We start from the raw sequence: 13,077 nt of genomic DNA, 5'->3' as shown, positions 1-13,077 counted from the left end.
ATCTACTGTGGTATCTGGCAGGTTTCTTTATTCAGGATGGTTTTAGGTCCGGCCTGCTCAAAAGGAAGGTGACCCATGCGTATAGACCGTTTAACCAGTAAATTACAGTTGGCATTATCCGACGCCCAATCGTTGGCTGTCGGCCACGATCATCCGGCCATTGAGCCGGCGCACTTGATGCAGGCCATGCTTGAACAGCAGGGTGGTTCGATCAAACCCCTGCTGATGCAAGTGGGTTTTGACGTCAACAGCTTGCGAAAAGAGCTGACCAAAGAGCTCGATCAATTACCGAAAATCCAGAACCCCACCGGCGACGTCAACATGTCGCAGGATCTGGCGCGCCTGCTCAATCAGGCTGACCGTCTGGCCCAGCAGAAGGGCGACCAGTTCATCTCCAGCGAACTGGTGCTGCTCGCCGCGATGGACGAAAACAGCAAGCTCGGCAAGTTGCTGCTCGGCCAAGGCGTGAGCAAAAAGGCCCTGGAAAACGCGATCAACAACCTGCGCGGTGGCGACGCCGTCAATGATGCCAACCACGAAGAGTCGCGTCAGGCGTTGGACAAGTACACCGTCGACCTGACCAAGCGTGCCGAAGACGGCAAGCTCGATCCGGTGATCGGGCGTGACGACGAAATTCGTCGCACCATTCAGGTTCTGCAACGCCGCACCAAGAACAACCCGGTGCTGATCGGTGAGCCTGGCGTGGGTAAAACCGCGATTGCCGAGGGTCTGGCCCAGCGCATCATCAACGGCGAAGTGCCGGACGGCCTCAAGGGTAAGCGTCTGCTGTCGCTGGATATGGGTGCGCTGATTGCGGGTGCCAAGTACCGCGGTGAGTTCGAAGAACGCCTGAAATCGCTGCTCAATGAGCTGTCGAAGCAGGAAGGGCAGATCATTCTGTTCATCGACGAACTGCACACGATGGTCGGCGCGGGCAAGGGCGAAGGCTCGATGGATGCCGGCAATATGCTCAAGCCAGCGCTGGCGCGTGGCGAGTTGCACTGTGTCGGCGCGACCACACTCAACGAGTACCGCCAATATATAGAGAAGGACGCGGCACTTGAGCGGCGCTTCCAGAAAGTGCTGGTGGATGAGCCGAGTGAAGAAGACACCATCGCGATCCTGCGTGGCCTCAAGGAGCGTTACGAGGTCCACCACAAAGTTGCGATCACTGACGGCGCGATCATCGCGGCGGCCAAGCTCAGCCATCGTTACATCACTGATCGGCAGTTGCCAGACAAGGCCATCGACCTGATCGACGAGGCTGCCAGCCGTATCCGCATGGAGATCGACTCCAAGCCGGAAGTGCTTGATCGTCTTGAGCGTCGCCTGATTCAGTTGAAGGTCGAATCACAGGCGCTGAAGAAAGAAAGCGATGAAGCGGCGATGAAGCGTCTGGAAAAACTCCAGGAAGAAATCGTTCGTCTTGAGCGTGAGTATTCGGATCTGGAAGAAATCTGGAACTCGGAAAAAGCCGAGGTACAGGGTTCTGCGCAGATTCAGCAGAAGATCGAACAGTCCCGTCAGGAACTGGAAGCCGCACGCCGTAAAGGTGATCTGAACCGCATGGCCGAGTTGCAGTATGGGGTGATCCCGGATCTGGAGCGCAGCCTGCAAATGGTCGACCAGCACGGCAAGAGCGAAAACCAGTTGCTGCGCAGCAAGGTGACTGAAGAAGAGATCGCCGAAGTTGTGTCGAAGTGGACAGGCATACCGGTGTCGAAAATGCTCGAAGGCGAGCGCGACAAGCTGATGAAGATGGAAAGCCTGCTGCACCAACGTGTGATCGGTCAGGACGAAGCGGTAGTGGCGGTGGCCAACGCGGTGCGGCGTTCCCGCGCCGGGCTGTCTGACCCGAATCGTCCAAGTGGCTCGTTCATGTTCCTCGGCCCTACCGGTGTCGGTAAAACCGAGCTGTGCAAGGCGCTGGCCGAATTCCTCTTTGATACTGAAGAGGCGATGGTGCGGATCGACATGTCCGAGTTCATGGAGAAACATTCCGTGGCTCGTTTGATCGGTGCGCCACCGGGATACGTCGGTTACGAAGAGGGCGGTTATCTGACCGAGGCGGTTCGGCGCAAGCCTTACTCGGTGATCCTGCTGGACGAAGTCGAGAAGGCGCATCCGGATGTGTTCAACATTCTGCTGCAAGTGCTTGAGGACGGGCGTCTGACCGACAGCCACGGCCGTACGGTGGACTTCCGCAACACTGTGATCGTCATGACCTCGAACCTCGGTTCGTCGCAGATCCAGGAACTGGTCGGTGACCGTGAAGCCCAGCGTGCAGCTGTAATGGATGCGCTGACGTCGCACTTCCGGCCGGAGTTCATCAACCGGGTCGACGAAGTGGTGATCTTCGAGCCTCTGGCGCGGGATCAGATCGCGGGCATTACCGAGATCCAGTTGGGCCGTCTGCGCAGTCGTCTGGCCGAGCGTGAGCTTAAGCTGGAGCTGAGCCCGGAAGCGATGGACAAGTTGATTGCTGTCGGTTACGACCCGGTCTATGGCGCTCGTCCTTTGAAACGGGCGATCCAGCGCTGGATCGAAAACCCGCTGGCGCAGTTGATCCTGTCGGGGCATTTCCTGCCCGGCGCGACGGCGACCGGTGCCGTTGTGAACGACGAAATCGTTTTCAACTGAGCCGCAGCGTCAATGAAATAGGGAAGGCCTCGCATTGCGAGGCCTTTTTTTCGCCAGGCTGTTGAACTCAAAGGAAAAGGCTTGTAAAGTGCGCCCCGCAGTCAGTCACCCACAAGGTTTCAGCTCACTGAGCAGGAATCTGAAATAAGTTGCAAATCATTAACTTGAAAGCAATTTAGGGGGTTGACAGAGGTGATCTAGGTTGTAGAATAGCGCGCCTCAGACACACGAACGCAGCGATGCGAACAGAGTCTAAGAGCTGTAAGTTTCACCGTTGTAAATTGAAATATGTAGTTCCGTGATAGCTCAGTCGGTAGAGCAAATGACTGTTAATCATTGGGTCCCAGGTTCGAGTCCTGGTCACGGAGCCAATTTCAAACCGGGGTATAGCGCAGTCCGGTAGCGCGCCTGCTTTGGGAGCAGGATGTCAGGAGTTCGAATCCCCTTACCCCGACCATTTTTGGGTCGTTAGCTCAGTTGGTAGAGCAGTTGGCTTTTAACCAATTGGTCGTAGGTTCGAATCCCACACGACCCACCATTTTTGAAACCAGTTTGCACTGGGATCGAATCTTAAGATCAGAGGCCAAAAGCGCTGATCGAAGAAGGCGATCTTTGAAAGGTCGCCTTTTTTTTACCGGGGTATAGCGCAGTCCGGTAGCGCGCCTGCTTTGGGAGCAGGATGTCAGGAGTTCGAATCCCCTTACCCCGACCATATTAAAAATCCTCGTATCGAAAGATACGGGGATTTTTTTTGTCTGGCGGTCAGGGCCTGGCACCAGACGTAAAAAAGCCGCGCCTCCTTCAGGGAGGGCGCGGCTTTTTGCTTTCAGCGAATCAGACGCCGTCTTGATCTTTCAGATGCTCGAACAGGCCCTTGGGCATCTTCTTGCCATTGGCTTCGAAGTTGGCCTTCACGTTGTTGTAGGCCTCTTGCTCGTCGATGAAACCGTCATGGTTGGTGTCAATCTTGTCGAAATCAGATTTCGGCGCGACTTTGAGGAATTCGGCACGGGAAACCTTGCCGTCGCCATCGGAGTCGGTCTTGGCCATCGACGCATCGCCACACTTGCCTTCACCGCATTTGCCTTCCGGTGTCTTTACCGATGTTTCTGCCGAGGCAACCATATAGCCCTGGGCCAGTGGCTGGGCGGCAAACACCGAGCCGGACAGCATCAGACCACCCGCCAGTGCGGCGCCGATCAGGCCAATGGATTTTTTACCGAGAGTCGAAGTACGGGACATTACATTCTCCTACGGTTGCACAGTGCAACCACACGTTAAGGACGACATCCGGAGCAGAGGTGCTCGGGTGAGGCCATTAGGCGGTGGCGGTGTATCGCGACTGTGTCGTGGAGCGGGGGAGTTTGTAAGCGAAGGTGGGGAAGGTGGGGCGGAGATACAGTCAGACACATATCTCCCAATCAACATGAAACACTGTGGGCGCGAGCTTGCTCGCTCCCACAGTTCTTACATCAATGCAGCTTCAGACGCGGCTCAGTCCCGCGACCAATCTTGCTACCGAGCATCAACATCGCCGTGCGGAATGGCCCGTACAGTGCCATTTGGTGCATGCGATACAGCGACACGTAAAACATCCGCGCCAGCCAGCCTTCAAGCATCACGCTGCCGGTCAGGTTGCCCATCAAGTTACCCACAGCCGAAAAACGCGACAGCGAAATCAGCGAGCCGTAGTCGGTGTACTTGTACTCCGGCAGAGTCTTGCCTTCGATGCGCAGCTTCAGCGATTTGGCCAGCAAGGATGCCTGTTGGTGTGCAGCTTGCGCACGTGGCGGCACGTTGCGATCCGAACCCGGTTGCGGGCACGCGGCGCAGTCACCGAAGGCGAAAATGTTTTCGTCCCGGGTGGTTTGCAGCGTCGGCAAAACTTGCAGTTGATTGATGCGGTTGGTTTCCAGGCCGTCGATGTCCTTGAGGAAACCCGGTGCACGAATGCCGGCCGCCCAGACTTTCAGGCTGGCTTTGATCTCGTTGCCGTCGGCGGTAATCAGGCTGTCGGCGGTAACTTCGCTCACCGACGCATTGGTCATCACGTTGACCCCGAGTTTCTCCAGAGTCTTGTGTACCGGCCCGCTGATACGCTCCGGCAGGGCCGGCAGCACCCGTGGCCCGGCTTCGATCAGGGTGATGTGCATGTTTTCCGGTTTGATCCGGTCCAGACCGTAAGCCGCCAGCTCATGGGCGGCGTTATGCAGTTCTGCCGCCAGTTCGACGCCCGTGGCGCCGGCGCCGACGATCGCCACGCTGATCTGTTCGACCACATCGGTTTGCCCGGCGTGCGCACGCAGATAGTGGTTGAGCAGTTGCTGGTGGAAGCGCTCGGCCTGTTTGCGGGTGTCGAGGAAAAGGCAGTGCTGCGCCGCACCCTGGGTGCCGAAATCGTTGGTGGTGCTGCCGACGCTGATCACCAGCGAGTCATAGGCCACTTCGCGGGCCGGCACCAGTTCCACGCCGTTTTCGTCGTAGGTGGCGGCTAGCTGAATTTTCTTCGCGGCACGATCAAGCCCGCTCATGCGCCCCAACTGGAACTCGAAGTGGTTCCATTTGGCCTGGGCAACATAGTTGAGTTCGTCTTCGGAAGAGTTCAGCGATCCGGCGGCCACTTCATGCAACAGCGGTTTCCAGATGTGCGTCAGGTTCGCGTCGACCAGCATCACACTGGCCGTGCCGCGCTTGCCCAGAGTCTTACCCAGACGGGTAGCCAACTCCAGACCGCCGGCGCCGCCGCCGACAATAACAATACGATGGGACATAGGGATAACTCGCAAGGTTTTTAAAGGAAATCGGTGCGGTTACCTTCGCGAGCGCCAGGCAGCTCATAGCGTCAGATAACTTATAAGTCGGCTCAACAGGCCCAGACCAATGGTCACTGCCAGCACCAGCACCAGGAGCATCCACGGCCGGAAAGGCCGGCGCTCGACACGGTGTTGGGACAATTGCAGGTACTCTTCGACATGCTTTTGGTCTTCGGGGTTCAGGCGGCTGGTCATAAAGGCCTCGTCAGGTAGACGTTGCTGAATGTGCAGAAGCTACAGTGGTTTTCAACCGGGGTTGAACGCAGCATAGCCGCTGTCCGGAACCGGTTCGACAGACACACCGTCGTCGAGGCGAATGATCCCGCTTTGTAACACCCGTGCGGTGATTCCGCCATGCCCGCGCACCGCTTGGAAAGTGCCGGGGCCGAGGTTGTTTTGCAGGCGGGCGCAAGGCTGACACCAGCCGGTGGTCTCGAAAATTGCCTGACCGATGCGAAAGCGCCGACCCTTGAGGCTGAACAGGTTGATCCCACTGATAACGAGATTGCGCCGCAGATCTTCAGGTTTGACCGGTTGATCGGCCGGGCGGCCCATCAGCGCGCTGATCACCGCGAGGTGTTCAAACTGGATCAGCGTCACCTGCCGCGCGTTGCGCACGCCGGGGCGGGCGTGATCGCCAGTCAGTCCGGCTTCCAGCCGCGCTTCCACAGCATCGAGTTCGATCATTGGCCCACGGGATTCGGGACGCACGCCAATCCAGCGCACTCGGCCGGTTTGCGGAACATCGGCGATCAATTGCTGAAGCGGCGTCACAGGCTGATTCCAACATCAAACACGATGCTTCTTCCAAGGTTGCTACGTAGAAAGTCCGGTGCATCGGGGTGGGCGAACAGCACGCGGGCGAATGTCGGGCCGACAAGGGACAGCGAGCGCCAGCCCTGACGCAAATATTCGGTCGGTGGTGGAAAGTGGCTGTTCAGATCCAGCACTTCGCGCTTGAGGCTGGCGAAGGCGATGATATCCAGTTCGCCCAGATCCATGCCACGCTCTTTGTAGTTGTGGGCTTTCTTGCGCAAGGTCGGCGCCAGTCTGAGCAGGAATTCATTGGCCGGAATCCGGCGCGGCTTGGCTTCGCGGCGCACCAGTTGGCTGAGGGAGAACGCACTGCGTCGCCGCTGCAATTCGTCGCGCCATTCGTCGTTGAGTCGGCGGCCTTCGTCGAGAACGAAGAACACTTCGAAGTTGGCATCACGAAACAGCACGTCCGGTGGCTCGCCGGCAGGGGCGAACTCGTCGGCGCGGTAGGGAATGTTCAGGCCTTGCAGCAGGCGCTGGCAGACCCAACGCTCACGCTCCCATTTGCGGGCATTGGACAGGAACGCGTTGGCCTGCTCGGCCGCGATGGTCAGCAGGCGTAAATAATCTGAGTCATCCATAGGCCCAAGCTTAGCGTTCAAATGCGACAAGCAGAAAGCCTTGCGTGGCAAAGTGCGTCAGTGGGCAGTCGAGAATGGCGGTGTAGACTCAATACAGCCGAGTCATTACGTCAAACCAAGGGGACTTATCGTGAAATTTCGCTGGCTAATGGTGTTTGCTCTTGTCCCGCTGTGGGCCCACGCCCTCGAAAACGGCGAGCGACTTGCCCCCTGGACGCTGCTGGATCAGTACGATCAGGCCTACACGCTCGATAACAGCACTACGACGCTGTTGGTGGCGCGGGACATGGATGGCGCCAAGCTGATCAAGGAAGCCATGAAAGATCAGCCCAAGGGCTATCTGGAGGCGCGCCACGCGGTGTTCGTTGCGGACATCCAGCGCATGCCGGCGCTGATCGCCAAAATGTTCGCCGTGCCCGCCATGCGGGACTACAGCTACCGGGTCATGCTCGACCGTGAGGGCCGGGTCGCGTCGCGCTATCCCGGCGCAGAAGGGCAGGTGTTGTGGCTGCAATTGAAGGACGGTCGGCTGCTCGAACAGCATGAGTACGCCAACGCTACCCAACTGCGCGAGGCACTGGAGAAGGCGCGGCCATGATCGGTGTCGAGGTGCTGTCGACTGAAAGCCTGGCAGTGGGCTGGCTGATTTATCTGCCGGTGCTGCTCTGGGCGATCTTTCGCGCACCTTGGGTCGAGTTGTTCAGCGACATCCGCCGTCAGCACTTGTTGTTCGGCACAGTGTTCGCGTTGTTTCTGTTGTGGCTGGTGCGCAGGGATTTCGACACCGGTGTGTCTTATCACTTCATCGGCATGACGGCCGTGACGTTGCTGCTGGACTGGCCGCTGGCGATTGTCGGCGGGTTGATTGCTCAGATCGGCCTGGTGCTGCTCGGGCGTCAGGATCTCGCGGCGCTTGGGGTCAATGGCGCTTTGTTTATTCTGCTGCCGGTGCTGATTACCGAATGCGTGGCGATCCTCGTCGAGCGCGCTCAGCCGCGCAATCCATTTGTGTATATCTTCTGTTCCGGGTTTCTGGCGGCTGCGCTGTCGGCGTTGATGTGCCTGCTGTTGAGCCTGACGCTGCTCTGGTACGACGGCCTCTTTGCCATGCCGGAGTGGCTGGAAGACTTCATCGGCTACCTGTGGCTGATCATTTTTCCCGAGGCATTCATCAACGGTGTGGTGATCAGTGCGCTGGTGGTGTTCAGCCCTGAGTGGCTGGAGACCTTCAATCGCACGCGCTACCTTTCGGCGCCGTGGAAGGACGACGATCCGAAGTCTTGATCCACATCAAACCAGCCCGGCAAGCGTCATTTCATGCTCGTGCAAATCCCTTCAGGAGCAGCGGTATGAGTGTGTACGAGTGGGCGAGACAGGAAACACGGCAGAGTCTGGAGATGGCGCAGGAGGTGGGGTTTGATCCGGGACTGAGTCTGCGCGCCTTGCTCAGTGCAGTGGTGCAACAGAGCAAGGCTGTGCGCAATGCCGAAGACCTTGCCGACGAGTTGCGCTTTCTGGCGGAAAACCTCGACGACGATCAGGACTACGGCTTCATGCGTCCTTGAGCGGGATCAGTGACGCGGGTCGAAATCGCCGGAAAACAGTTCATCCTCGGCATCCGGGGCGACCGGAATCTTGTGTTCCTCGGAGGCCCACGCACCGAGGTCGATGAGTTTGCAGCGATCGGAGCAGAACGGGCGGAATTTGTTCTCGGGCGTGAATTCCACGGGTGCGCCGCAGGTTGGGCATTCTACGGTTGGGATCTGGCTCATGATTGGCCTCCACTTAAAGTCAGGTAAAAGTCATGCAGGCGCTCGACCTCGCTGTGCAGCCAGGCGAGGTCGCGGTCGTTGACCACCACGTCGTCGGCACGGCTCACACGGTCTTCGCGGCTCGACTGGGCCTTGAGGATCGCCTGAACTTGCTGTTCGCTGGTCTGGTCACGCTGCAAGGTGCGTTCGATCTGCAGTTGTTGCGGGGCGTCGATCACCAGGATGCGCTGAGTCATTGCGTATTGCCCGGATTCGATCAGCAGCGGTGATACCAGAATCGCGTAAGGCGATTTTGCCAGCGCCAGGTGATGGGCGATTTCCTCGGCGATCAACGGATGCAGCAGGGCTTCGAGCCAGCGGCGTTCCTCCGGAACCTCAAAGATCAGTTTGCGCAGCGCGGCGCGATCCAGCGTTCCGTCCGCTTGTAACACGCCAGCGCCAAAGTGTTCGGCAATCTTCGCCAGCGCCGGACGCCCCGGTTCGACCACCCAGCGCGCCGCATGATCAGCGTCGACCACATGAATGCCGAGGTCGATAAAGTGCTGGGCCGCGGCGCTTTTGCCGCTGCCGATGCCGCCGGTCAGGCCGAGAATCCAGGGTTTTTCCACAGGGGTATTCATTTCAAACCGACAAACTGCCAATAGAAGTCGGTTATTTGACCACCCCAGAGCAAGGCAATCCAGCCGGCAATTGCCAGATAGGGGCCAAACGGGATTGGCGTCGAGGTTTCCTGGTCGCGCAGGCGCAGCAAAATCACTCCGATGATCGCGCCCACCAGCGATGAGAGCAGGATCGTCAGCGGCAAAATCTGCCAGCCACCCCAGGCGCCGAGCAGCGCCAGCAGCTTGAAATCACCGTGGCCGATGCCGTCCTTGCCGGTCAGCAGTTTGAACAGCCAGTACACCGACCACAGCGCCAGATAACCGGCCACCGCGCCCCATAGTGCATCGTGCAACGGCACGAACAGCCCGAAACTGTTGACGATCAGCCCCAGCCATAACAAGGGCAGCACCAGCACATCGGGCAGCAATTGGTGATCTGTGTCGATCAGGCTCATCGCCAGCAAGCCCCAGGTGAGGAAGATCAACAGGCACGCTTGCCAGCCGAATCCCAGGTGCCAGGCAATGAACGCCGAGAGCAGGCCGCAGGCCAGTTCCGTCAGCGGATAGCGTTTGCTGATCGGCGCGGCACACGCGGAACAACGTCCGCGCAGCCACAGATAACTGAGCAACGGAATGTTTTCCCAAGCGCGGATTCGATGCGCGCAGTGCGGGCACTCGGAGTGGGGAAGCATCAGGTTGTAGGTCGGCAGCGGCGTTTCGCCGGGAAGACCTAGTACGTCCTGGGCCTGCTGGCGCCAGTCACGCTCGAGCATCTTTGGCAGACGCCAGACCAGCACATTGAGAAAGCTGCCGACCACCAGCCCAAGCAACAGCGCGGTGAAGACAAAAGCCAGCGGATAGAGGACAAACAGTTCGTCGATAGGCATGTCAGATCGCTGAGCCGAGTTGGAAGATCGGCAGGTACATGGCCACCACCAGACCACCGACGATCACCCCCAGGACCACCATGATGAACGGCTCCATGAGGCTGGTGAGGTTGTCGACCATGTTATCCACTTCGTCCTCGTAAAACCCTGCGACTTTGGCGAGCATCTCGTCCAGCGCGCCGGACTCTTCGCCGATTGCGGTCATCTGCACCGCCATGTTGGGAAACACGCCGGTGGTGCGCATCGAAAAATTCAGCTGCATACCGGTGGAGACATCTTGGCGGATCCGCAGAATCGCTCTCTTGAACACGACGTTGCCAGCGGCACCGGCCACCGAATCCAGCGCTTCGACCAGCGGCACCCCGGCGGCGAAGGTAGTCGACAGGGTTCGGGCGAAACGAGCGACGGCAGATTTGTACATCAGCGTGCCCACCAGCGGCAGCTTCAGCAGCCAGGTGTCGCGACGGTCGCGCAAGGCCTGGGAAGTTTTCAGCGCATGTCGAATGCCGAAAAACGCCACGACCAGAAAGATCAGAATCGCCCACCACCATTGCTGCATGAATTCCGAGAGGCTGATCACCATCAGGGTAAAGCCCGGCAATTCGGCGCCGAATCCGGAAAATACCGACTGGAACTGCGGCACCACTTTCACCAGCAGAATCCCGGTCACTATGGTGGCCACCAGCACCACGGCGGTGGGGTAGGTCATGGCCTTCTTGATCTTGGCCTTGAGGCTTTCGCTCTTTTCCTTGTAGGTCGCGACCCGTTCCAGCAACGTGTCGAGGGCGCCGGACTGTTCGCCGGCATCCACCAGGTTGCAATACAACTCGTCGAAATATTGCGGCTTTTTGCGCAGGGCGTTGGCGAAACTGTTACCGGCGGCGACCTCCTGTTTCACCTCGTCCACCAGTTTGCGCATGGCCGGGTTTTCGAAGCCCTCGCCGATGATGTCGAACGACTGCAACAGCGGCACTCCGGCCTTCATCATGGTTGCCATTTGCCGGGTAAACAGCGCGATGTCCCGGACCTTGATGCGTTTGCCGAAACTCAGAATCGATGCGGATTTTTTGCGCACTTTGCCCGGATTGATCCCCTGTTTGCGTAGTTGCGCCTTGATCAGGGCCGGATTAAGACCGCTCAATTCACCACTGAGTTTGCTGCCTTTCTTGTCCGTGCCTTCCCAGGCGTAGACGCTGATTTTCGCTGCCTTGACCGCCATATTCAGTCCTTGGTGACCCGGTTGATTTCTTCCAGGCTGGTGATGCCTTGCATGGCTTTATGCAAACCGGAAGTGCGCAGGTCGTCGAAACCGTCGCGGCGCATCTGAATGTCGATTTCCAGCGAATTGCCCTCGGCCATGATCAGCCGTTGCAGGTCGGGTGTGTTCTTCACCACTTCATAAATCCCCACGCGTCCCTTGTAACCGCCGTTGCAGTGATCGCAACCGACCGGCTCGTAGATCGTGAAACTGCCGATGCGTTCCTCGGGGAAGCCTTCCTTGATCAGGGTTTCGCGGGGGATCTCGATGGCTTTCTTGCAATGGCTGCACAACTTGCGCGCCAGCCGCTGGGCGATGATCAGGCTGACCGAAGTGGCGATGTTAAAGCCGGGAATACCCATGTTGTGCAGGCGGGTGAGGGTTTCCGCCGCGCTGTTGGTGTGCAGGGTCGAGAGCACGAGGTGACCGGTCTGCGCAGCCTTGATCGCAATCTCGGCGGTTTCCAGGTCACGGATCTCGCCGACCATGATCACGTCCGGGTCCTGCCGCAGGAACGAGCGCAGGGCCTGGGCGAAATCCAGCCCCTGTTTAGGATTGACGTTGACCTGGTTGATGCCTTCCATGTTGATCTCCACCGGGTCTTCGGCGGTGGAGATGTTGATGTCGACGGTGTTGAGAATATTCAGCCCGGTATACAGCGACACGGTTTTACCCGAGCCGGTGGGGCCGGTGACCAGAATCATGCCTTGTGGCTGCTTGAGCGCGGCCATGTACAGATCTTTCTGCGCTGGCTCGTAACCGAGTGCATCGATGCCCATCTGCGCGCTGGACGGGTCGAGAATCCGGATCACCACTTTTTCGCCCCACAGGGTCGGCAGGGTGTTGACCCGAAAGTCGATCGACTTGCTCTTCGACAGGCGCATCTTGATCCGTCCGTCCTGCGGTTTGCGCCGTTCCGAGATGTCGAGGCTGGCCATGACTTTCAGGCGTGCGGCAATTCGCCCGGCCAGTTGGATGGGCGGTTTGGCTACCTCGCGCAAAATGCCGTCGGTGCGTACCCGCACGCGGTAGTTCTTTTCGTAAGGCTCGAAATGCAGGTCGGAGGAGCCGCTCTTGATCGCGTCCAGCAGCATCTTGTGAACGAAACGCACCACCGGCGCATCGTCGGCATCGAGTCCGCCGATGGCGTCCTGTTTGTTGTCATCGATGGCTTCGACATCGATGCCGTCGAGATCGACATCGGCCATGTCTTCGAGACCGCTGGCATGGGTGTCGAAGAATTTTTCGATGGCATCGGTAAGCTTGTCGTCTTCTACCAGAATGGCTTCGGTGTTCAGCCCGGTGCTGAACTGGATGTCGTTGATCGCCTGATGATTGCTCGGGTCGGAAATCCCCACGAACAACTTGTTGCCGCGTCGCCACAAGGGCAGTGCGTGATGCTGGCGTACCAGTTTTTCACTGACCAGGCCTCTGGGCTGGGTTTCCTTGTCCAGACAATTGATGTCGAGGAAAGCCATGCCGAAGTGCTCCGAGGCGATCTCGGCCACCTGTGAGCTCTTCACCAGTTTGTTCTGCACCAGATAGCTGACCAGTGACTGTCGATTGCGCTGGGCCTGTTGCCAGGCCTGCTGGGCGCTTTTTTCCGTAAGCAGTTCGGCCTGCACCAATTGCTTGGCCAGACCGCTCAGAGCGATGTCATTCATGGGGATTCCGCACGCTTGCAGTTCATGACTTATAGCCTAGTCAA

14 protein-coding genes and 4 tRNA genes are annotated in these 13,077 nt (G+C 58.5%); 8 read left to right on the top strand and 10 right to left on the bottom strand.

Translation table 11 applies throughout. The features are described from left to right. The first annotated feature begins 75 nt into the window (after nucleotides 1-75). The 5 genes from clpB (at nucleotide 76) to ACA069_RS24340 (ending at nucleotide 3,352) form a co-directional block, all read left to right on the top strand. Nucleotides 76-2,640, top strand: a complete 2,565-nt coding sequence (clpB, locus tag ACA069_RS24360) for an ATP-dependent chaperone ClpB (protein ID WP_401268480.1) — start codon at nucleotides 76-78, stop codon at nucleotides 2,638-2,640. Between the two features lie 295 nt (nucleotides 2,641-2,935). Then, nucleotides 2,936-3,011: transfer RNA gene (locus ACA069_RS24355), tRNA-Asn, on the top strand. A 9-nt stretch (nucleotides 3,012-3,020) separates the two neighbouring features. Next, nucleotides 3,021-3,097: transfer RNA gene (locus tag ACA069_RS24350), tRNA-Pro, on the top strand. 5 nt (nucleotides 3,098-3,102) lie between these two features. After that, a tRNA-Lys gene (locus ACA069_RS24345) sits at nucleotides 3,103-3,178 on the top strand. 97 nt (nucleotides 3,179-3,275) lie between these two features. Beyond that, nucleotides 3,276-3,352 (top strand) — tRNA-Pro (locus tag ACA069_RS24340). 122 nt (nucleotides 3,353-3,474) lie between these two features. Here the strand turns inward: ACA069_RS24340 and ACA069_RS24335 are convergent. The 5 genes from ACA069_RS24335 to ACA069_RS24315 form a co-directional block, all read right to left on the bottom strand. Beyond that, nucleotides 3,475-3,882 carry an HvfA family oxazolone/thioamide-modified RiPP metallophore gene (locus ACA069_RS24335; RefSeq protein ID WP_187679219.1) on the bottom strand — a complete coding sequence of 136 codons (408 nt, stop codon included), beginning with the start codon at nucleotides 3,880-3,882 and terminating at the stop codon, nucleotides 3,475-3,477. Between the two features lie 230 nt (nucleotides 3,883-4,112). Then, nucleotides 4,113-5,411: an NAD(P)/FAD-dependent oxidoreductase gene (locus ACA069_RS24330; protein WP_489881338.1), complete on the bottom strand. Its 1,299-nt coding sequence runs from the start codon at nucleotides 5,409-5,411 to the stop codon at nucleotides 4,113-4,115. Nucleotides 5,412-5,474: 63 nt separating this feature from the next. Further along, nucleotides 5,475-5,648 (bottom strand): DUF3094 family protein, encoded by a 174-nt coding sequence (locus ACA069_RS24325; protein ID WP_003228304.1) that lies wholly within the window; start codon nucleotides 5,646-5,648, stop codon nucleotides 5,475-5,477. 51 nt (nucleotides 5,649-5,699) lie between these two features. Then, entirely contained in the window at nucleotides 5,700-6,227 is a 528-nt protein-coding gene (locus ACA069_RS24320) for an MOSC domain-containing protein (RefSeq protein WP_489881339.1), read from the bottom strand. Then, nucleotides 6,224-6,850 carry a DUF1780 domain-containing protein gene (locus tag ACA069_RS24315; protein ID WP_003228301.1) on the bottom strand — a complete coding sequence of 209 codons (627 nt, stop codon included), beginning with the start codon at nucleotides 6,848-6,850 and terminating at the stop codon, nucleotides 6,224-6,226. The genes ACA069_RS24320 and ACA069_RS24315 overlap by 4 nt, the downstream gene beginning before the upstream one ends. A gap of 148 nt (nucleotides 6,851-6,998) precedes the next feature. Between ACA069_RS24315 and ACA069_RS24310 the strand changes: the two genes are divergently transcribed. The 3 genes from ACA069_RS24310 to ACA069_RS24300 all read left to right on the top strand — a co-directional run bounded on the left by ACA069_RS24310 (nucleotide 6,999) and on the right by ACA069_RS24300 (nucleotide 8,415). Then, nucleotides 6,999-7,448, top strand: a complete 450-nt coding sequence (locus tag ACA069_RS24310; RefSeq protein ID WP_222944172.1) for an FAD/FMN-containing dehydrogenase — start codon at nucleotides 6,999-7,001, stop codon at nucleotides 7,446-7,448. Then, nucleotides 7,445-8,134, top strand: coding sequence for an energy-coupling factor ABC transporter permease (locus ACA069_RS24305; RefSeq protein WP_401268471.1), 690 nt, complete (start codon nucleotides 7,445-7,447; stop codon nucleotides 8,132-8,134). Before ACA069_RS24310 ends, ACA069_RS24305 begins: the two co-directional genes overlap by 4 nt. A gap of 65 nt (nucleotides 8,135-8,199) precedes the next feature. Continuing rightward, on the top strand, nucleotides 8,200-8,415 hold the full coding sequence (locus tag ACA069_RS24300) for a hypothetical protein (RefSeq protein ID WP_007959584.1): 216 nt from the start codon (nucleotides 8,200-8,202) through the stop codon (nucleotides 8,413-8,415). A 6-nt stretch (nucleotides 8,416-8,421) separates the two neighbouring features. Here ACA069_RS24300 and yacG read toward each other — a convergent pair whose 3' ends face one another. From yacG to pilB, 5 genes are read right to left on the bottom strand one after another with little or no spacing between them, the layout of a single operon-like run. Then, nucleotides 8,422-8,622 carry a DNA gyrase inhibitor YacG gene (gene yacG, locus ACA069_RS24295; RefSeq protein WP_007959585.1) on the bottom strand — a complete coding sequence of 67 codons (201 nt, stop codon included), beginning with the start codon at nucleotides 8,620-8,622 and terminating at the stop codon, nucleotides 8,422-8,424. After that, nucleotides 8,619-9,242: a dephospho-CoA kinase gene (coaE, locus tag ACA069_RS24290; RefSeq protein WP_489881340.1), complete on the bottom strand. Its 624-nt coding sequence runs from the start codon at nucleotides 9,240-9,242 to the stop codon at nucleotides 8,619-8,621. The genes yacG and coaE overlap by 4 nt, the downstream gene beginning before the upstream one ends. Then, on the bottom strand, nucleotides 9,239-10,111 hold the full coding sequence (locus tag ACA069_RS24285; protein WP_497615374.1) for a prepilin peptidase: 873 nt from the start codon (nucleotides 10,109-10,111) through the stop codon (nucleotides 9,239-9,241). The genes coaE and ACA069_RS24285 overlap by 4 nt, the downstream gene beginning before the upstream one ends. Before the next feature lies 1 nt (nucleotide 10,112). Beyond that, nucleotides 10,113-11,330, bottom strand: a complete 1,218-nt coding sequence (locus ACA069_RS24280) for a type II secretion system F family protein (RefSeq protein ID WP_497615373.1) — start codon at nucleotides 11,328-11,330, stop codon at nucleotides 10,113-10,115. A 2-nt stretch (nucleotides 11,331-11,332) separates the two neighbouring features. Then, nucleotides 11,333-13,033 (bottom strand): type IV-A pilus assembly ATPase PilB, encoded by a 1,701-nt coding sequence (gene pilB, locus ACA069_RS24275; RefSeq protein ID WP_489881343.1) that lies wholly within the window; start codon nucleotides 13,031-13,033, stop codon nucleotides 11,333-11,335. Nucleotides 13,034-13,077 lie beyond the last annotated feature (44 nt).

This window comes from Pseudomonas sp. LBUM1652 (genome assembly GCF_059716105.1).
Note: the sequence above shows the minus strand (reverse complement) of the source record. Positions and strands in the feature narration are given on the sequence as shown.